This window comes from Idiomarina tyrosinivorans, assembly GCF_003987475.1.
GTDB classification, from domain to species: Bacteria; Pseudomonadota; Gammaproteobacteria; order Enterobacterales; family Alteromonadaceae; genus Idiomarina; species Idiomarina tyrosinivorans.
Map to the genome: position 1 here is coordinate 195,377 of NZ_PIQH01000003.1, position 17,842 is coordinate 213,218.

The window sequence follows — 17,842 nt, forward strand, 5'->3', positions numbered from 1 at the left end:
CGCTATCCATTATCTCTATCCATTAGCTGCGCCTGTAGCCATAACGCCAAGGCATCAACCTCTTTGGCAAATTGTGCGGCCGGTTGGTAGTCATCAACCAGTTGCTGGGTAGCTAGCGCCTCGGGGACGTGTTGATCTTGGTGCAGAACCAACGGAATCATCACCTCAGCACTGATTTCAGCTTGCATTAGTTGCACCATGTCGTTGCACAGCCTGACTTCAGGACGGCATTGATTAACCAGCACCCGAAAGCTGTTATCGTGTTCTGCGCGCGTTGAGCGAATAGTTTGGTAAAACCGCGATAGCTGCAACTGCCACAGTGGGTTGGGCGTGGCTACCGCAATCACTTCATCGGCAATGCTAAGCGCTTGGTATTGCAGCAATGAAAACTGATCGCTGGTGGTAATAAAAACGATCGCATCGTCGGCAAACGCCGATTCAGCCAAGCCATGCTCCAGTGCTTTTGGCGAGCGCACCATCGTTTGGTAGTTGCTATCGGCTTCCAACATCACGCTACTTTCGCCAAAGGGAATAAAATGCGCGCTTATCTGGGCTGCATCTAAAGCGGGCGCTGCCACATAGGCAGCATCGCTAAAGCAGAACGGTTCACCGTCCTTTATCCACCAACCATCGCGCTCTCGTGGATCCATGCCGAAATGTAGGCGAACCTGATTGCGAGGGTCGCCATCTAAAACCACTGCATGGCGGCCGAGGCGCTGCATCGCCAATACCAAGTGACTAGCAATAGTGGTGCAACCGGCGCCCGGGGTCGCTGAACACAACGCAATAATTTTCATCCGCGCGCCTGCTGTTTTGCATCGTCGACGACTGCCTGCTGGAACAGCGGCAGGCTGGCTAAAGGATATTGCACTAATGGCCATTGCTGGCGAATGGCAAGCACGCGTTCGGAACTGGCAATTTCTATGAATTGGATATTCGGCTCTTGCGCATGCTCACGCAAGGCACGGATATCATCGGCAGGAGGGTGCAACTTATCTTCGGTCACGAATCTACCTGTTTTTTTAACGTTTTTTCTATAATATAATGTTTGTTAACACAGTTTCAACAAAGAGTATTGCTGTTGTCGCATTTAGCGTTACCCGACTTCAATGACATTTTTCATGATTCGCCCGCGCTCATCCCGGAATTTAGCTGGGGCGAAGTGCATATGCTCGCGACCGACTCTGCGGCATGGCGTAATGCCATCTTAATCAACCTCAATGCTGCCGCCCCGGTTTGTGTTATCGGCTCTGGCGCAACCATCGACGATATCCAAGAGCAGCAGCAAGTATTACCGCGTTCTCATGCGTTAAATCTTGTTGAAATCAAGCATAGAGCCAAGCCAAAGCTATCCGCTTTTTTGCACGCACTAGAGGCGGCCACGAGCGCTTACCCACTTGTGTATATTGAACTAAACAGTTTGCAGCCGACGCTGTTTTCAGAGCTGATGTTTCAGCAACGCGGTTTACTGGAATTACGGTCTTGGGCGCAAGAAAAGCGTAAGCTAATTGTTATGGTCGCTCAGGGCGACGTGAATCAATCACCACTGAGCCAATGGGTTGTTGCGGCCAGTTCAATGGCAAACAGTTTATCTCTGCTATACCGGGCCGAACACTATTGGCACTGGGATATTGAGCACTGGTATACCGACCAAGACGTAGTAATGCGCAATCTGTTGGTGGATGAATTCGATTCAGGGCTACCTAAACTCTCATTGCACCAACTGAATGAGCAAAAATACATCGATACACTGGTACAGTCTGATGAGGTTTGGTACTCACCATACGCTATTTTGCCTACCGAAACGGCGCCGGGGCAATGGCAAGCGCTAAAGCGATTAGAAGATTGGCAACAAGAAGTGCCAGAAAACTCACCGGGTAGCATTTTGTTGGGCATTACGGTAAAAGATTCGATCATCGAACTTGCTCAGCGGGTGCACAGTATGCGGATGTTTTTTGGTCCTAATATCCGTATTTTCATCCGCGAAATCGCTAAGCCCATTCGTCACGAAGATGAAAATTTACTGCTGCATGCCGGTGCCACTATGATCATCCCCTTTGAGTTAAAGCTAGGGCGCATTATGGTGTTGATCGACAATACTGCTGGATGGCGTTTCACGCGGCCCATACTGCCGACACTTTCGCGAATTTTGGGCGATTATGAACGCCAGCGCCTACAGGGGTATTTAGCGCCACAACAATTCGTGAAAGAGGTGATGAAAACCAGCAACTACGCCGGCATCAACGGTATTCATTCCGCCTTAATTCGCGGCGAACCGATGGATGGTTTAGACCTGATTCAGATTGCCGCACAGTTTCAAAACCGGCGAGAGGGTGACGTTGTGACGATTGCCGACGGTGCCATTTATATTTACTTATTTGCCTGCCGCGAATCGGATGTCAGCGGCGTGCTGAAGTTTTTGATCGGTTTACCCAGCGACAGTATTTTCTCGCGCGAGACGCGTTACTGCTCAACCCAGCTTATTCAGCAGGCATTGAATGAATTGACGCAACAAATCGCTCATGAGCCCGAGCGCGACGATAGCCAGGCTATTTTAGAAAAATCGTTTAGCAAACATGAAGGCGCAACGGAGACAAAAGCATCGACCAGCCAAGTTTTTAGAGAGCCAGTTCGGCCGAAACCTGCCAAATGGAGAGACCAATAATGTGGTTGCCCGAACAGTTAACTTGGGAGATTTTACTGGCAACATTGGTCGCCGGACTACTAATGGGCTCTACCGTTATGGCCATTCTGCGGCGCTTGTTTAGTAAGCTGATTAACTGGATAGCAATGATGAGTTACTTTCGTCCTCGAAAAAAATTAGTGGCAAGCGCGCGTTCTGAAAAGGGTTCACGTGATGCTGGATGATTTGTACCAACGCCAGCGTCGACAATTAACCGCGACTCCCGTGTTTACCTGGCCTGGCCTACAAGGCTGGAGTTTTTATTTTATCGGTAAGGCGGTGCTGGCATTATTGGGCAGCCTGACCTTGCTCGGTATTTGGAACGCCGCTTTTATTGCCGTGTTAGTAGTGCCATTACCTAACACTGGGTTGCGGGCGTTGCGACAACTTTTCGCAATACCCGCCGCGCTAGTACTGTTATATGCCGAAAGTCATTTGCCGCCATTTTCTCGGCTAATTGCGCAGTGGGAACAAGTCAGCCAGTTTAGCTGGAGCTATTTATTAGAGCTGATTGAACGGCTAGTGCCGCTTGAAACCATCGCCGTAGTAATGGTGGCGTGGATTGTTTACCTGTATATTCGGCGGGTGCTCAGAATGACCGTGATATCGGTGATGTTGGTGGTCCTTGCGGTTTGGTTACAAGCGCCATTGCAGCGGCCTTTGGACATTCAACCGCAGGTTTCTCGACAAGCAGTTAACCCCGTAGGAGCCGCCCAACCGAATATGTCAGCGACCGATCCGGATGCGATACTGCAAGCATTCTATCGCCAACAGTCTCGGGTTTTAGAGCGGCCAATAGGCGCTCCGGCAGCCGAAATAGACATCATTGTCATTAATATCTGCTCGCTCTCTTGGCAAGATTTGCGCACTTATAACTTGGCCGATCATGCCTTTTTGCGCCGCCAAGACATTATTTTTGACCAATACACCAGTGGCAGCTCGTATTCTGGCCCCGCAGCGCTACGGTTATTGCGGGCAAACTGTGGCCACGTGCCGCACGATAAACTCTACGAGGCCACCAATAACCAATGCTTCTTAACGGAATCGCTGGCGGAACTGGGCTACAACAGCCAGTTGGTGCTCAACCACACTGGCGAATTTGATAATTTCAAGACCCTACTGCAAGAACACGGGGGCTTTGCAGGGTTACCGGTAACGGTTGCTAGCAATGCGCCGCAAACCATGGTCAGCTTTGATGGCACACCGGTTTACGACGACTTGAGCATTTTAACGGGGCTGGTGGATCAAGCAAAACATGGTGCTACCCAGCAGCAATTTACCTTTTATAACACCATCAGTTTGCACGATGGCAATCGCCTTGTCAGCGCGGCCAAGGCAAACGGCGGCGGTGCCAGCGATAGTGCGCGCAGTTATCCGCAACGTCTTCGCAACTTACTCGACGAACTGAATAGCTTTTACGATTACGTTAAAGCCAGTGGTCGACCGACGTTGGTGGTTATCGCTCCTGAGCATGGTTCAGGATTGCAAGGCGATAGCATGCAGTTGCCTGGCGTACGCGAAATCCCCACGCCAGCGCTAACGAAAGTGCCAGTAATGATTCGTTTGATTGCGCCCAATGTTGAACGCAGCACTGATACCCCGGTATTGGTCTCCGAACCGTTAGGGCCAACCGCCGTGTCTTCAACCATCTATGAAATTCTGGCGCAACATCCCGTCGCATCGCAAAAGCTAGACCTTGAGGCAGCGGTGAGAAGCCTCCCGCAACGCCCCTATGTGGCGGAAAACGAGGGTGTAAAGGTGATGGAGCACCAGTTGGAACTGTGGCTAAAAATCGAAAACCAAGACTGGATGGTGTACCCGGGCGCTCGATGAACACCGATTTTGTAAATCACATGGCGATCCAAACAGAACGCTTCTAAGGTAATGCAATGTACAGCATGCAGTAACCAGGAGTGAATAATGAAAGCCGTAGTCGTTAAACAACCGGGTGGTTTAGAAAATCTACAGGTCATTGATCAGGACAAGCCGCAGCAGCCGGGGCGTGGTGAAATTCAGGTAGATATCAAAGCCAGTTCACTGAACTTTCACGATCTATCAGTCGCTTTAGGGCGAATTAAAGCAGACGATGGACGTGTACTGCTGTCGGACGGTGCGGGTATTGTCACCGCGGTCGGTGAGGGCGTGAACGAGTTCAAGCAAGGTGATGCTGTGGTGTCGACCTTTTTCCCTCAGTGGCTAAGCGGAGATCCTATTCCCGCAGTCGCTAACTTCGAGCAAACGCCGGGTGATGGCATTGATGGCATGGCTGCGCAAACGGTGGTGTGCCAAGCCGAAGCATTTACGCATGCACCGAAAGGCTGGTCGCATGAAGAGGCCGCTACGATCACCACAGCAGGCCTTACCGCATGGCGTGCATTGGTGGTGGATGGCAACCTCAAGGCGGGAGACACCGTGGTGGCTCTGGGCACCGGCGGCGTTTCCATTGCCGCATTGCAAATTGCCAAAGCGATGGGCGCGCGAGTGATCATCACCTCATCATCTGATGAGAAGCTGGCGCGAGCGCAAGAGCTAGGTGCGGATGCCACCATTAACTATAAAAAAGCGCCAGAGTGGGGCGAACAGGTACAAAAACTGACGGACGGGAAAGGTGCCGAGCACATTATTGAAGTGGGTGGCCCTGATACCTTGAACCAATCTATTACGGCTGCTGCCGTGGGTGGCCACATTGCATTAATCGGTGTGTTGACGGGAATAAAAGGTGATGTCGCCACCGCCGCATTAATGGCTAAGCATATTCGCTTACAGGGTTTGATTGTCGGCAACCGTCAACAGCAACAAGACTATATTCGGGCCTTGGAACAAACCGACATTCGCCCAGTCATCGACAAAACCTACGCCTTTGAAAAACTTGCCGAAGCGTTTGATTACCAGCAAAACGGTAAACACTTCGGCAAGGTTTGTGTGCGTTGGTAAAGGTTCAACTCATAGCGCGGCTTAACTCATAGCGCGGATAGTGCTTTTGGGCGCTATCCGCAGCCACCAATGCAATAGTGCCCAAGGCCATGTGGGCACGTAACTGTTGTCGCGTTCTTTTTCAATGGCTTTGACTAACGCTCTGCAACCTACATCAGTGTCGACAATAAACGGCACCTTCTTCACTTTTTCGTTGATTTCGCTGCGAATAAAGCCCGGATGCACACAACTGACCTTGATCGGGGTGTTCATGACGTCTAGGCGAATACCCTCGCTAAGCGAAGTTAATGCGGCTTTGGTTGCGGCGTACACGGTCATCGCGCGGCGGAATCCGCGCACCGCAGAAATTGACGACATGGTCACCAAGTGCCCAGCATTTTGCTCGCGGAAGATAGTCATGGCGGCTTCGGCTTGGGCTAATGCGGCAATAAAATTGGTTTCCGCGGTTTGTTTGTTGGCTTCGAAATAGCCCGTACCAATAGAGGCACCTTTACCCATGCCGGCATTGATGATCACGCGGTCTAACTGGCCCAATTCATCACGGAATTCATTAAATACTTGAAACACCGCCTGGTGATCGTTCACATCCAATGGCTTTATCGAAACAGTGATGTCTGGGTTCAGGGTGAGTAACTCTTGTTTGAGTTCAGTTAAGCGCTCCATACGCCGTGCGCACAAAGCGAGGTTACGACCCTTTTTGGCAAACTCTATAGCCATTCCGCGACCAAGACCGGAGCTGGCGCCAGTGATCAAAATATTTTTTCTTATCATGTTATTTCCGCGCCGTTAAGTTTGCATTAACGGTTCTGCTGTAAATCATTAAGGATTTTCCGCATCACTTGATTATTGTATTGATGGACAATGCGCTGTGACCAAAATAGTTGTGGCAACTCAATAACGATTACGGCGGCCACCAATAGCCAGCCACCGATACTAAAAAAAATAAGCCCAATGGTCATTAGTACTAAGTTGGCAATTCCGTGTGCCGTTTTACCGAGGTACAAATGGTGCAAGCCGGCAACAAAGAAATAGTTCAGCGCGGCAAAGGTGTCGGGATCTTTGATCTCCTGCTTTTCTCTTTCGTAATAGCATTGTCGCTGGCTAGAGCTGAGTTGTCGTATCTGCTGTCTTAGTGCTTCTTCTTCTTGTTCTAATTGTTGTTGGGACATCATCGTGTCGTAATCCTCTGGGCTAATGTAATGGGTCGTAGGCCTTGTTGTCGCAGTCCGGATTATTACAACGGCGAATGCGTTGCAGCCCCATTCTAACCCCCTGCCATACGCCGTACTTTTCGATAGCCTGATAGGTATACTCTGAGCAACTTGGGATAAAATTACACTCAGTATTGAGCAGTCGCCTCGAGCCTCCTTTAGCTTGGTACCAGCGGATTATGCGCAACAAACCACGGCGAAACATCGGTTATCGACCTAAGGTAATAATTGCGGCCTCCCGCTCCCAGAACAGAAAAAAGCGTTTTTTCTCAATAACTTGGAACACCAACTGCCAGCCGTGGGCAGCTTCAGCATTCAATGTCGATTCGATCTGCTTTAACGGTAAACCGCTAGAGCCTAATAGAATGGTGCCGCAGCCACCTTCGACAATGTGCATGACTTTGTACTCGCTGAACGTTGGCATAATGTTTCCTTACACTTGTAATTATTCGATTTTCAAGAGTAAGTGAGACTCAGTGGGGCGTCAAATAACTCATAGCGACAGAACAGAATATTACAAAGAGGGTTGTATGTCGGACTTATGGGTACCTATTACCGGAATGCTATGCATTACCGCAATTATCACTCTAACCATGTTCTTCTCGGCGCACCCAGTATCAGTTTGAAGTCACCGCAGCGCTGGCAGCAGCATTGGCGATGGCGTTTAGCATTGATGATGGCTCGGTACCGCGTGGTTTACCAGCGAAGAGTTTTAACAAAGGTGACGATGAATCTGCTTGGCCCTAAAATCAGTACCTATCAATATGCTTGCCAACCAAGATAGGACGACATGATGCAAAAAATTGCTTTTTTAGGACTCGGCGCCATGGGCAGCCGGATGGCGAAAAATTTGTTAGATGCTGGCTACCCCTTGACCGTTTGGAACCGCAGCAAAGCCGCGACGGAAGCTTTTGCAAAAGTTGGCGCAACGGTTGCTGACAGCCCGGCAGAGGCGGCCAAAGAGGCTGATGTAGTGATGGTTATGGTGCGTGATGACGATGCCTCTATGGAAGTATGGTCAGCGCCGGAGCATGGTGCGTTTAACGGTATGAAGCAAGGCGCTATTGCGGTTGACAGTTCCACGCTGTCGGTTGCAGGGGTAAAAAAATTGGCTGACGTTGCAAAACAACGCGGCATTACCTTACTCGAAGCGCCAGTGTCAGGCACTCGCAAACCTGCAGAGAATGCTCAATTGGTCTATTTAGTGGGGGGCGATAAGGCGGCGTTTGACAAGGTTGAGCCGCTGTTTCGCGCCAATGCTAAAGCGTCGGAATATGTCGGCGACATCGGTTCTGGGGCGCTCGCCAAATTAGCCACCAATGCGATGCTCGGTATTCAAGCAACGGCCTTTGCTGAACTTATTGGCATGCTTAAACACAATGGCGTTGATGTGGAACAAACGTTAAAGGCGGTTTCCGCTACCACGGTATGGGCACCCATCGCCAATTATCTGACTTCCACCATGGTAGAACAAAACTTTGCACCGCAGTTCCCCGTTGAATTAGTCGAAAAAGATTTTCGCTATGTAGAACAGGCGGCTGGTGCCGATATGCCGGTATCAAAAGCGGCTCGAGCGGTATTCCGAAAAGCCATGGAACAAGGCTTTGGCGGCGAAAACCTGACCGCAGTCGCTAAGCTTTACCAGAAATAACTTATTCAATCACCTCGCTTAGTGCCATCTCCAATGGCACTTTGCGACCGGTTAAGAAAGCCTCAATATCTAATCCCACAGTCACTCCACCAATAAAGTTTTCTGCATCGTCACGAATGGCGTAAGACAGTTGCGTTTGGAAAGTACGTGTTGATTGGTCATAAGAGATGCTACTCAGGTAGGGGCGAACGTTTTGCGCAGCAACGGTTTGTTGGTATTTGGGTTCGTCGCTTTGATCATAGTCGGTCGTCATCTGGCTGATGGCAAGGTTGGCGCCTTGCTGGTCGAAGACAATAATCTCAGTAATGCCGGGTGGCATTTGGCTGAGCCATTGTTTAAGCCGTATCGAGGAGTCGTGGTCGATCCAAGTTTTGTCGATATCAACGCTACCACTCTCATGCGCTTCTTCCCACAGCTTGTTGCGGCGCGCGATGTCCTCCTTCGTGAGTGGATGCAACTTGCGCTGTCGCAAAGAACGCCACAGCATTGGGTCATTGATAACTTTGTGCAAGACCGGATCAAGCAGAGTGATCAGGTACTGACGTTCTTGGCTTGATAACTCAAGGTGCTCTGGCTGACAGTCGGCTAAATAGCGATTAAAACTTTGCAGAAAGCCCGGATGCCTGTGTAAAAAGTCATTGCGAAAATACACCCCAAGTTGGGCGTAGCGTAAAAACTGTAAGCGCATGCGCGGTTGTTTAGCAGGCCACATTGCTAGCGCTTCGTCGAGTAGACGCCTATCGGCAATAAAGCCATCAATACGGCCTTCTGCCGTCAGTTTTACCAGTTGTTCAACGGTATTGGTTTGCTGCAGTTCGACGTTTGAAAATTGGTCTTCTAACCAATAGCCTTCGTTGCTACCACGCACCGCGCCCAGACGGTAGTTGCTGAGGTTTTCTATCGCGATAGGGGATTGTTGTTGAGTGCTGACTAAAAACCACTTCTCTAATGCCAACGGTGCTGATAGCGTGGCAAACTTATCCGACCGTTTATTACTGATAAGGCTGAAGTAGCCGTTAGCATAACCCTCTTCAACATCATGTTCGGCTCGACGGCGAGGCACGACACTGATATCCGGTTTAATACTCATTCGGTCAAAAACGCACTGCAGAATTTGCACCGATTTACCGCTGAGTTCGCCGTTAACCATCACTTGGTAAGGCGGTGAGACACTGGTTCGGAGCTGCAGTGATTGTTGCGAACTGGCGCAAAATGGTATCAGCAAAACGCCTGTCACGGCGACTTTTTGGAAAAAGCGTTTCATCGTTTCCTCGCTATCGCGCTTGCATAATTTTTGCGCGGCTTTTAGCGTTAACCATAGCAGAATTAGTAAAAGGACGTGTTATGACGGTAGTTTGGATGATGATTTTGGCCTGGGGCGCTGGTGTGATGTCGTTCCTAGGCGGCGTACTGGCGCGCTTTGAAGGGTCAGCAGAAACGCCAGCAAAACGTGAGTTTGTCCACGCCATGGTGGCGTTGGGGGGCGGGATTTTAGTCTCTGCGGTGGCCTTTGCCCTAGTACCAGAAGGCATGCATCGGTTAAACCCCTGGCAATTGGCGTTATGTTTTGCCGCCGGAGGCGTGGCGTTTGCGCTGCTTGATGCTTGGTTGGCTAAGCAGGGAGGGCAGGCGTCGCAGTTTATTGCCATGTTGATGGACTTTTTACCCGAAGCGCTATCGCTGGGTGCGGTATTTGCCACAGATCCAACCACGGGAATTTTGCTGGCGATTTTTATTGGCGCACAGAATTTCCCCGAAGGCTTCAATGCCTATCGTGAACTGACTGCTGCTGGCATAAAGCGTGGGCACGCATTAGCGGGACTGTTTGCTATCGCATTCTTAGGTCCACTAGCGGCACTGGCCGGATACACTTGGTTAACCGGTTATCCAGAAGTGAACGCGACAATTATGAGCTTTGCCGCCGGCGGAATTCTCTATTTAGTGTTCCAAGACATTGCTCCGCAAGCCAAAATGCGCCGTCACTGGCTACCAAATTTAGGGGCAGTGGTGGGCTTTATTATCGGCATGCTCAGTAAACAATTGGTTGGTGGATAAAACGGGCTATAATGGCGTGATAACAGTCAGGGTAAGCAGTAACAAAGGAATGCAATAATGAAAGTCGGCGTGTTTGATAGCGGTGTCGGTGGCCTAACCGTTGCCAAGGCCTTGCAAGCCAGCCAGCGCTTTAGTGAGTTGGTGTATTACTGTGATACCGCCCGGGTGCCATACGGTAGTAAAGACAGCAATACCGTTACGCGCTACGCGCTAGAGGCGGTTGAGTTCTTTAATGGTGTCGACGTCGATTTTTTAGTGGTGGCTTGTAACACCGTCAGTGTGGTGGCGCTGCAAGAGATGCAACGGTTTTCCAATAAACCCGTTTATGGTGTTTTGGAACCCGGGGTGTTGGCGTTAGAACAGTTGGCAGGCGCACATCATCAAGATCCGGTATTGATTATTGCAACCCAATCGACGATTCGCTCAGGAGAATACCAACGCCGGATTCAGGCATTGGGCTTCAACAACGTAATGGCGATGGCAACGCCACTGTTCGTGCCGATTGTTGAAGAAGGGCTGTACTCCGGCAGTGTGCTAAACGCGGCTTTCGAGCACTATTTTTCTCCGATGCAAGCACTCCCTGATTGGCAAACACCGAAAACCATCGTATTGGGCTGCACCCACTATCCATTAATCGCCGCTGCACTCAGTCAGCACTTCGCGGGGGCTAAAACCATTCACTCCGGTGAAGCGATGATGCATTGGCTAGAACAACATTGTGATCTGCAGCAACAATTCGACCATACTGAGTTAACCATATTGGCCTCGGAAAACGTCGATGGCGTAAAGCGGGTGGCAGAACGTTGGGGCTTACTAGACGTAAAATAACAATAACGTAAGGAGAGAGGCATGAGTATTGCGATGCAATATCACTGGGCGCTGGTTTGGACGGCGATGATTTTGTTCATGGTTAAGGTGCAGTGGGTTTTCGCTGCTGGACCTAAAGCGGGGCAAGAGGGTGCTATTCCGGGCAAACCCCCAGCGGAAATGGACCACCAGAATTTCGTCTTTCGCGCTTGGCGGACGCACCAAAACACCGTTGAAAACTTGGGTGCGATGCTGGGCACGATTGTTTTAGCTATTTTTGTCGGGGTTTCGCCAGACTTTGCTGCTTGGTGTGTGGGTGTGATGTTTTTCGCTCGGTTGATTCATATGGTGCTTTACTACGGTATTGCCACCAATAAAAACCCGAGTCCACGGAGTTATTTCTTCATGATTGCTTGGGTCGCAAACCTGGTGTTGCTGATTGGTGCTATGGTGCGATTACTGTAATCACCTAGGCTTAAAAGAAAAGCCACGCAATGTTGCGTGGCTTTTTTTATGCTTCAACGAGCCATACTGTTATGGCGCGTAGTAAGCGTCCAGGGTCACACCGCTAAAGCTTTGGTAAGCACGAATACCGATGTGGTATGTGCCTGCCTGCGGGTTGCTGATATTACAAGTTTCGTTGTTACCTTGCAGGTAAGGACGGCACTCATAAGAACTGGTTGTTGGGTTGCTACCGAACTGAACATAAAGATCAGCATCGCCAGTTCCACCGTAGATAGAGACGTCGAGCGAGCTCATGCCTGCTGGTACGTCAACGGTGTAGTATTTCCAGTTACCAGTAGATGCTGAGATGTTCTCAACAGTACCGCCGCCGCCAGAGGCACCGCCGCCTGATGAACCGTCAGTGTATTGGCCCACCAAAGACACACCAGAGTATGCTTGATAGCCACGGATCATGACGTGGTAAGTACCGGCTTGTACATTACTGATGGTACAAGTTTCATTGTTACCACTCTTGTAAGGACGGCAGTCATAGCTGCTTGTGGTTGGGTCTGAACCGAACTGAACATATAAGTCGGCATCGCCCGTACCACCAGACATCGTGAAGGTTAGGTCGGTCGCACCGCTTGGAACGTCAAGCGTAAAGAACTGCTCACTGCCTTGCGCGCCACTTAGGTTAGTTTCTGCCACGCCGTTTTCTAGCGTGCCGTTGCCACCTGTACCGCCACCAGTGCCACCGCCTGCTGCTGCTTGCACAGCCGCGCCAGCGTCAACGATACCGGTACCACAACCGTTACAGGTGCCAGGGAAGGTACGAGTTGTCTGCTTCAAGATGTTCTCGATGTCGTCCGGTGTTGCTGTTGGATCGGCGGCTTTAATCAGTGCCGCTACACCCGCAACGTGTGGGGTTGCCATCGATGTACCTTGTAAATAACCGTAAGTATCGCTGCCCGGTGTTGTTGTACCGGTGTTGTAAGTCGACAAAATACCGTTTGGATCGGTCGCTGATGACATTGCACCACCCGGACCAGCAACATCAACGTTCGAGCCGTAGTTTGAATAGTACGAACGACCACCGTTGCGGTCTGTTGCTGCAACGTTGATAACGCCAGAACAGTTACCTGGGTTATAGTTTGCTGAGTTATCGTTGCTGTTACCCGCAGCGATTACAAGTGCTGTGCCGTTAGCACGAGCGGTGTTGATAGCCTGCTGAGTAGTGCTAGAGCACGCACCTTGGCCACCTAAGCTCATGTTGATAACGTCCGCTGGGTTGTTGTTGGTTGGTACGCCAGGTACTGAACCACCAGATGCCCAGATAATAGCGTCAGCAATGTCTGCTGTAGTACCACCACAACGGCCGAGGACACGCACTGGAACAACTTTCGCGCCATAAGCCACACCAGCAACACCATTGTTGTTGTTAGTGACTGCGGCGATAGTGCCCGCTACGTGAGTACCGTGCCAGCTAGAATCTTGGTCTTGTGCAGGATAGCCGTTGCCACATTGGCCTGCGGCAATCCAGTCACCTGGATCTTTCGGATCGCTGTCGCGGCCGTCGCCATCGTTACCAACAAAGCTGTCGGAAATCATGTCGTAGCCTGGCAGGATGTTTGCCGCCAAATCAGCGTGTGGGCGATAACCGGTATCAAGCACAGCAACCACTGAACCGCTACCGTCAGTAACATCCCAAGCCGCTGGTGCATTCAAGCCACCGGTCGCTTCGTAGTAGTGCCACTGATCGCTGTAACGCGTATCGTCCGGTGTCGCCATAATGTGCAACATACGGTTTTCTTCGACAAATTCTACTTCTGGGTTGTCTTGTAGCTGTTGCATAACGCGCGCTTTTTCCGCGCTATTTAGGCGCTTGCCTAAGTCGAAGACGAAGTGACGTTGAAGCGCCATTTCACGTTCAAATTTTAGTTCAACACCTACGCTGTTGGATAATTCCGCGGCAACACGGCTAGCTGTTGCAGCCACTTGCTGAGCGCGTTGAAGGCCATTTTGACCGGCCGGTGTTGCTGCTGCCGTTGCCAAGCGTGAACCTGACTTAAAGCGAACGATGAAGCCCGTAACTGGACCTTGAGCTTGTTGTTTCGATGAACTTGCTTTGCCTTGAGACGGAAGTTTAGTGACTTTCCCGTTGCTTTGGCCTGCGTCGATTTGTTGCATTGCTGACGCTGGAAGGGTGCTCAGTCCTGCCAAGGTGGCAATCGCTAAAGCGCCCGACAAAGCGGTGAGTTTTCGAGTATGTTTCATAATAACCCTGTTGTTGTTATTTATACGTTACTTATCGAAATGACGAACCGCATAAATCGTCATACAAGATGGTGTTTTATTGTTACTAAATTGTAAATAAATTTTTTGACGTCAAAAATCGTCGAAAAGATAATGTTTTGACGTGGTGAAAAAGTCGCCAAAATCCCCAGTTTACGGGGGATCTATGGTGAAAGTTTGTTATTTAACAACGCTTTTATATTCTCAGTAGGAATATAGTAGAATAAATTGATCTATATTTTTCACCGGGTTATATGACGTTTCTAATAGGTCGAGATTACTAGGTTGGCGTGCTACTATTTACTCTGTCAGTGGGAGGAGTAATTGATATGCCGAAGTCTGCAAAAAGCCTTGCAAATACCGATAAAGATCCACTTTATATCCCTTACGCGGGGCCGTCGTTACTTGAAACGCCGTTGCTGAATAAAGGCAGTGCTTTCTCTGAGGAGGAACGTGCCGCATTTAATTTGACCGGGCTACTGCCTCCACGCTACGAGACAATTGAAGAACAGGCGGAACGTGCCTATATGCAGTACTCGAGCTTTGATACGCCGCTCAATAAGCATATTTATTTGCGCGCCATTCAAGATAACAACGAGACGCTGTTTTATCGTCTGCTGACCGACCACATCGACGAAATGATGCCGATTATCTATACCCCGACGGTCGGCGACGCTTGCGAGAAATTTTCTGATATTTACCGTTCATCTCGGGGGCTATTTATCTCTTACTCAGAGCGTGACCATCTTGATGACATCCTTCGTAACGCCACCAAAGAGAAAGTGAAGGTGATTGTTGTTACCGATGGTGAGCGGATCTTGGGTTTGGGTGACCAAGGTATCGGCGGGATGGGTATCCCGATTGGTAAATTGTCGCTGTACACCGCCTGTGGCGGAATCAGCCCAGCCTATACCTTGCCCGTGATGTTAGATGTTGGAACCAATAACGAGAAGTTATTGAACGACCCGATGTACATGGGCGCGCGGCACAAGCGCATTAACCAAGATGAATACGACGAGTTCATCGACAAATTTATCAAGGCTGTGACCAAACGTTGGCCTGATGTGATGCTGCAGTTTGAAGATTTTGCCCAGCCTAATGCGATGCCCCTGTTGAACCGCTATCGCGATGAAGTCTGCTGTTTTAATGACGACATCCAAGGAACTGCTTCAGTGACGGTCGGAACGTTACTGGCGGCGTGTCGTAAAAAGGGCGTTAAACTGCGCGACCAAAAAGTGGTGTTTGTTGGCGCCGGGTCAGCCGGTTGCGGCATTGCGGAACAAGTGATCATTCAAATGGTCGCCGAAGGTTTGGATGAAGAGCAGGCACGGCGCCAGGTGTTTATGGTCGACCGGGAGGGCTTGGTAACCGACAATTTGCCCAACATGCGGGACTTCCAAAAAGTGCTAGCTCACCCTGAATCATCGCTATCCGACTGGCAATACAGCGGTGACTATCCTTCGTTGTTGGATGTGATTCATTGTGCCGACCCAACAGTATTGATAGGTGTTTCGGGGCAGCCCGGCTTATTCACCGAGCAAGTGGTGCGAGCAATGGCTAAGCAACAGCAACAGCCAATCATTTTTCCACTGAGCAATCCGTCCAAGCATGTTGAGGCGCATCCTCGAGATGTGCTGGAGTGGACCGATGGTAAAGCCATCATTGCTACTGGCAGCCCATTTGGTGAGGTAGATTGGAACGGCGACACTTACCCGATTGCACAATGCAATAACAGTTACATCTTCCCAGGAATTGGCTTGGGGGTTATCGCTGTGCGCTCGAAATTGGTGAGTGATGAGATGTTTCGCGTTGCCAGTAAAACGCTTGCGGAAGCTTCTCCCTCAGCCAATAGTAAAGGCGAGAACTTATTGCCTCCGCTCACTGAACTTGGCGCGTTGAGCAAAAAGATTGCTTTTGCCGTCGGTAAAGTGGCTCAGCAAGAAGGTTTGGCGCTGGAAATTGACGATGAAGTATTGACCCAGCGCATTAACAAGCAATTTTGGAACCCAGAATACCGCTTTTACAAGCGCGTCAGCATTTAAGCTGACGCCGCTTCGATGGCTTGACGAAGATCCTCAAACAGCTCCTGAGGATCTTCAATCCCTACCGAGAGTCGTAACAAATCAGCGGGCACTGGCGTACCCTCTCCCTCAATGCTAGCACGGTGTTCAATGAGGCTTTCTACCCCGCCTAACGAGGTCGCGCGCTTCCATATTTGGGTGCGTGCCGCGGTGCCTATCGCCGCCGCTTCACCCGCACTAATCCGCACCGAGAGCATGCCGCCGAAACCACCTTGCATTTGTTGCTTAGCAATTTCGTGTCCAGCAAACGACGGTAATCCGGGATAAAGCACTGCAGCAACGCTTGGCAGTTGTTCCAGTTGCTCAGCAATCCACTGTGCCGCTTCGCAGCTTTGTTTGACGCGCAATACTAGGGTGCGCATGCCACGCAATAGTTGGCTGGCCTCAAATGGGCCTAAGACATTGCCAGATTGTGCACGCAAGCGCACAATCCGTTGCCAAAACTCAGAGTTTTCGCGGCTCGCCAAAGCACCAGCAATCACATCCGAGTGGCCATTAAGGTATTTGGTGGCGGAGTGCATAACAATATCAGCACCGAGTTCTAGCGGTCTAGATAACACCGGCGTAGCCACGGTTGAATCGACCGCAACAAGCGCGCCGTGTTGATGCGCTAAATCACTCACTTTGGCGATATCGGTGACGGTCCACAATGGATTCCCTGGCGTTTCAATCCACACTAACCGCGTTGGTGCTTCAGCAAGCGCGCTGCGGACTTGTGCTAAATCGTCCATGTCTACCCAACGAACTTGCAGCCCCATGTCTGCGCCAAAGGTCTTTAACCAGTTGCGCAACGCCCAGTACATTACCTTTGGGGCAAGCATGCGGTCGCCGGGCTTTAACGCCTGGAAAACGGTGGTTGCGGCGGCGTTGCCGGATGCAAATAGCTTGGCATCGATTGCATTCTCTAGCGATGCGATTACGCGCTCGGCGGGCAAATATGAAGGGTTGTCCGCGCGTGAGTATATCCTTCCGGAGCGATACTGATTATCGGCATCACGCAAGTAGGTGGTGGATACGTGTATTGGGGCAATCAAGCTCCCGCTAGCTTGGTCAATTTCTCCCAGTGCTTGCGCGACTCTAGTTTGCATAGAAGAAAAAGATGAAGATTTTGCTTGGCTCACGGTAAACCTCAAACAGAATTGGCTCGTATAGATAGGTGAATTTTCGTTCATTGACTATAGAGGTTAGTTATTATGCGTACTATAACTCGGATTCTTGTTGCCGTCAGTTCGCTGTTGGTCGCACAAACTGCGCTAGCGGACGAATGCGAGCTCACCATCACTGGTAATGACATGATGCGTTACGATAAAACAGAGCTGTCTGCGCCGGCAAGTTGTAAAGAAGTGACCGTGACTCTGAAACACTCTGGTACGTTAGCGAAGAGTGTGATGGGCCACAACTGGGTACTGACCCTGCCTGAAGACATGCAGAGCGTTGTGCAGTCTGCGATGTCGCTGAGTTTGGAGGAAAACTATATTCCAGACACCGACAAAATTATTGCTCATACAAAAGTTGTGGGTGGTGGTGAATCAGACTCAGTCACGTTCTCGACTGCAGACTTGAAAGCCGGCAAAGATTACCAGTATTTCTGCTCGTTCCCTGGTCATTCTTCAATGATGAAAGGAACGTTCCGTCTTACCCAGTAACCGACAGAAAAAATGTAAAAAAGATAACGGCGGGGCTG

At 50.3% G+C, this 17,842-nt stretch carries 19 protein-coding genes; 10 read left to right on the top strand and 9 right to left on the bottom strand.

Features of this window, described 5'->3' with window-relative positions; all coding sequences use genetic code 11:
* Positions 1-2: 2 nt before the first annotated feature.
* Both CWI84_RS04325 and CWI84_RS04330 read right to left on the bottom strand, forming a co-directional pair.
* Positions 3-797 (bottom strand): cellulose synthase operon protein YhjQ/BcsQ, encoded by a 795-nt coding sequence (locus CWI84_RS04325; protein WP_157980995.1) that lies wholly within the window; start codon positions 795-797, stop codon positions 3-5.
* Positions 794-1,006 (bottom strand): cellulose biosynthesis BcsR family protein, encoded by a 213-nt coding sequence (locus CWI84_RS04330; protein WP_126841349.1) that lies wholly within the window; start codon positions 1,004-1,006, stop codon positions 794-796. Before CWI84_RS04330 ends, CWI84_RS04325 begins: the two co-directional genes overlap by 4 nt.
* A gap of 75 nt (positions 1,007-1,081) precedes the next feature.
* Here CWI84_RS04330 and CWI84_RS04335 point away from each other — a divergent pair, with 75 nt between their 5' ends.
* The 4 genes from CWI84_RS04335 to CWI84_RS04350 all read left to right on the top strand — a co-directional run bounded on the left by CWI84_RS04335 (position 1,082) and on the right by CWI84_RS04350 (position 5,617).
* Complete coding sequence (locus tag CWI84_RS04335; RefSeq protein WP_126841350.1) at positions 1,082-2,665, top strand: BcsE family c-di-GMP-binding protein; 1,584 nt, start codon at positions 1,082-1,084, stop codon at positions 2,663-2,665.
* Positions 2,665-2,868 carry a hypothetical protein gene (locus tag CWI84_RS04340; protein WP_126841351.1) on the top strand — a complete coding sequence of 68 codons (204 nt, stop codon included), beginning with the start codon at positions 2,665-2,667 and terminating at the stop codon, positions 2,866-2,868. The genes CWI84_RS04335 and CWI84_RS04340 overlap by 1 nt, the downstream gene beginning before the upstream one ends.
* The gene (bcsG, locus tag CWI84_RS04345; RefSeq protein ID WP_126841352.1) at positions 2,858-4,516 is read left to right on the top strand and encodes a cellulose biosynthesis protein BcsG; all 1,659 of its coding nucleotides are present in this window, start codon (positions 2,858-2,860) and stop codon (positions 4,514-4,516) included. The genes CWI84_RS04340 and bcsG overlap by 11 nt, the downstream gene beginning before the upstream one ends.
* An 87-nt stretch (positions 4,517-4,603) precedes the next feature.
* Complete coding sequence (locus CWI84_RS04350) at positions 4,604-5,617, top strand: zinc-dependent alcohol dehydrogenase family protein (RefSeq protein WP_126841353.1); 1,014 nt, start codon at positions 4,604-4,606, stop codon at positions 5,615-5,617.
* Positions 5,618-5,638: 21 nt separating this feature from the next.
* Here the strand turns inward: CWI84_RS04350 and CWI84_RS04355 are convergent, their stop codons facing one another.
* From CWI84_RS04355 to CWI84_RS04370, 4 genes are read right to left on the bottom strand one after another with little or no spacing between them, the layout of a single operon-like run.
* The gene (locus CWI84_RS04355) at positions 5,639-6,388 is read right to left on the bottom strand and encodes an SDR family oxidoreductase (protein ID WP_126841354.1); all 750 of its coding nucleotides are present in this window, start codon (positions 6,386-6,388) and stop codon (positions 5,639-5,641) included.
* Positions 6,389-6,414: 26 nt separating this feature from the next.
* Positions 6,415-6,789 (bottom strand): TM2 domain-containing protein, encoded by a 375-nt coding sequence (locus CWI84_RS04360; RefSeq protein ID WP_338034255.1) that lies wholly within the window; start codon positions 6,787-6,789, stop codon positions 6,415-6,417.
* A 19-nt stretch (positions 6,790-6,808) separates the two neighbouring features.
* Entirely contained in the window at positions 6,809-7,033 is a 225-nt protein-coding gene (gene yidD / locus CWI84_RS04365) for a membrane protein insertion efficiency factor YidD (protein ID WP_126841355.1), read from the bottom strand.
* A 3-nt stretch (positions 7,034-7,036) separates the two neighbouring features.
* Positions 7,037-7,252 (bottom strand): DUF4177 domain-containing protein, encoded by a 216-nt coding sequence (locus CWI84_RS04370; protein ID WP_126841356.1) that lies wholly within the window; start codon positions 7,250-7,252, stop codon positions 7,037-7,039.
* 366 nt (positions 7,253-7,618) lie between these two features.
* Here CWI84_RS04370 and CWI84_RS04375 point away from each other — a divergent pair, with 366 nt between their 5' ends.
* Positions 7,619-8,479: an NAD(P)-dependent oxidoreductase gene (locus CWI84_RS04375; protein WP_241968727.1), complete on the top strand. Its 861-nt coding sequence runs from the start codon at positions 7,619-7,621 to the stop codon at positions 8,477-8,479.
* A 1-nt stretch (position 8,480) separates the two neighbouring features.
* Here CWI84_RS04375 and CWI84_RS04380 read toward each other — a convergent pair whose 3' ends face one another.
* Positions 8,481-9,743: a transporter substrate-binding domain-containing protein gene (locus CWI84_RS04380; RefSeq protein ID WP_126841357.1), complete on the bottom strand. Its 1,263-nt coding sequence runs from the start codon at positions 9,741-9,743 to the stop codon at positions 8,481-8,483.
* A gap of 80 nt (positions 9,744-9,823) precedes the next feature.
* On the opposite strand from CWI84_RS04380, the gene CWI84_RS04385 reads away from it, so the two are divergent.
* From CWI84_RS04385 to CWI84_RS04395, 3 genes are read left to right on the top strand one after another with little or no spacing between them, the layout of a single operon-like run.
* Positions 9,824-10,534: a ZIP family metal transporter gene (locus CWI84_RS04385; protein WP_126841358.1), complete on the top strand. Its 711-nt coding sequence runs from the start codon at positions 9,824-9,826 to the stop codon at positions 10,532-10,534.
* A gap of 57 nt (positions 10,535-10,591) precedes the next feature.
* Positions 10,592-11,362 carry a glutamate racemase gene (murI, locus tag CWI84_RS04390; RefSeq protein WP_126841359.1) on the top strand — a complete coding sequence of 257 codons (771 nt, stop codon included), beginning with the start codon at positions 10,592-10,594 and terminating at the stop codon, positions 11,360-11,362.
* Positions 11,363-11,383: 21 nt separating this feature from the next.
* The gene (locus CWI84_RS04395) at positions 11,384-11,806 is read left to right on the top strand and encodes an MAPEG family protein (protein WP_126841360.1); all 423 of its coding nucleotides are present in this window, start codon (positions 11,384-11,386) and stop codon (positions 11,804-11,806) included.
* A gap of 69 nt (positions 11,807-11,875) precedes the next feature.
* On the opposite strand, the gene CWI84_RS04400 is transcribed toward CWI84_RS04395, so the two are convergent.
* A complete protein-coding gene (locus CWI84_RS04400) occupies positions 11,876-14,059 on the bottom strand; it encodes a S8 family peptidase (RefSeq protein WP_126841361.1) in 2,184 nt (727 codons plus the stop codon).
* A gap of 347 nt (positions 14,060-14,406) precedes the next feature.
* On the opposite strand from CWI84_RS04400, the gene CWI84_RS04405 reads away from it, so the two are divergent.
* A complete protein-coding gene (locus CWI84_RS04405; protein ID WP_126841362.1) occupies positions 14,407-16,119 on the top strand; it encodes an NAD-dependent malic enzyme in 1,713 nt (570 codons plus the stop codon).
* Here CWI84_RS04405 and CWI84_RS04410 read toward each other — a convergent pair.
* Entirely contained in the window at positions 16,116-17,279 is a 1,164-nt protein-coding gene (locus CWI84_RS04410) for a trans-sulfuration enzyme family protein (RefSeq protein ID WP_241968728.1), read from the bottom strand. The two genes, CWI84_RS04405 and CWI84_RS04410, sit on opposite strands and share 4 nt — an antisense overlap.
* 72 nt (positions 17,280-17,351) lie before the next feature.
* Between CWI84_RS04410 and azu the strand changes: the two genes are divergently transcribed.
* Positions 17,352-17,804 (top strand): azurin, encoded by a 453-nt coding sequence (gene azu, locus CWI84_RS04415; RefSeq protein WP_126841363.1) that lies wholly within the window; start codon positions 17,352-17,354, stop codon positions 17,802-17,804.
* Positions 17,805-17,842: the final 38 nt, after the last annotated feature.

Bases quoted from the DNA above. Each gene is read 5' to 3' on its own strand.
- CWI84_RS04325 (WP_157980995.1), bottom strand. From the start codon at position 797: ATGAAAATTATTGCGTTGTGTTCAGCGACCCCGGGCGCCGGTTGCACC.
- CWI84_RS04340 (WP_126841351.1), top strand. From the start codon at position 2,665: ATGTGGTTGCCCGAACAGTTAACTTGGGAGATTTTACTGGCAACATTG.
- bcsG (WP_126841352.1), top strand. From the start codon at position 2,858: ATGCTGGATGATTTGTACCAACGCCAGCGTCGACAATTAACCGCGACT.
- CWI84_RS04350 (WP_126841353.1), top strand. From the start codon at position 4,604: ATGAAAGCCGTAGTCGTTAAACAACCGGGTGGTTTAGAAAATCTACAG.
- CWI84_RS04355 (WP_126841354.1), bottom strand. From the start codon at position 6,388: ATGATAAGAAAAAATATTTTGATCACTGGCGCCAGCTCCGGTCTTGGT.
- CWI84_RS04360 (WP_338034255.1), bottom strand. From the start codon at position 6,789: ATGATGTCCCAACAACAATTAGAACAAGAAGAAGAAGCACTAAGACAG.
- yidD (WP_126841355.1), bottom strand. From the start codon at position 7,033: ATGTTTCGCCGTGGTTTGTTGCGCATAATCCGCTGGTACCAAGCTAAA.
- CWI84_RS04370 (WP_126841356.1), bottom strand. From the start codon at position 7,252: ATGCCAACGTTCAGCGAGTACAAAGTCATGCACATTGTCGAAGGTGGC.
- CWI84_RS04375 (WP_241968727.1), top strand. From the start codon at position 7,619: ATGATGCAAAAAATTGCTTTTTTAGGACTCGGCGCCATGGGCAGCCGG.
- CWI84_RS04380 (WP_126841357.1), bottom strand. From the start codon at position 9,743: ATGAAACGCTTTTTCCAAAAAGTCGCCGTGACAGGCGTTTTGCTGATA.
- CWI84_RS04385 (WP_126841358.1), top strand. From the start codon at position 9,824: ATGACGGTAGTTTGGATGATGATTTTGGCCTGGGGCGCTGGTGTGATG.
- murI (WP_126841359.1), top strand. From the start codon at position 10,592: ATGAAAGTCGGCGTGTTTGATAGCGGTGTCGGTGGCCTAACCGTTGCC.
- CWI84_RS04395 (WP_126841360.1), top strand. From the start codon at position 11,384: ATGAGTATTGCGATGCAATATCACTGGGCGCTGGTTTGGACGGCGATG.
- CWI84_RS04400 (WP_126841361.1), bottom strand. From the start codon at position 14,059: ATGAAACATACTCGAAAACTCACCGCTTTGTCGGGCGCTTTAGCGATT.
- CWI84_RS04405 (WP_126841362.1), top strand. From the start codon at position 14,407: ATGCCGAAGTCTGCAAAAAGCCTTGCAAATACCGATAAAGATCCACTT.
- azu (WP_126841363.1), top strand. From the start codon at position 17,352: ATGCGTACTATAACTCGGATTCTTGTTGCCGTCAGTTCGCTGTTGGTC.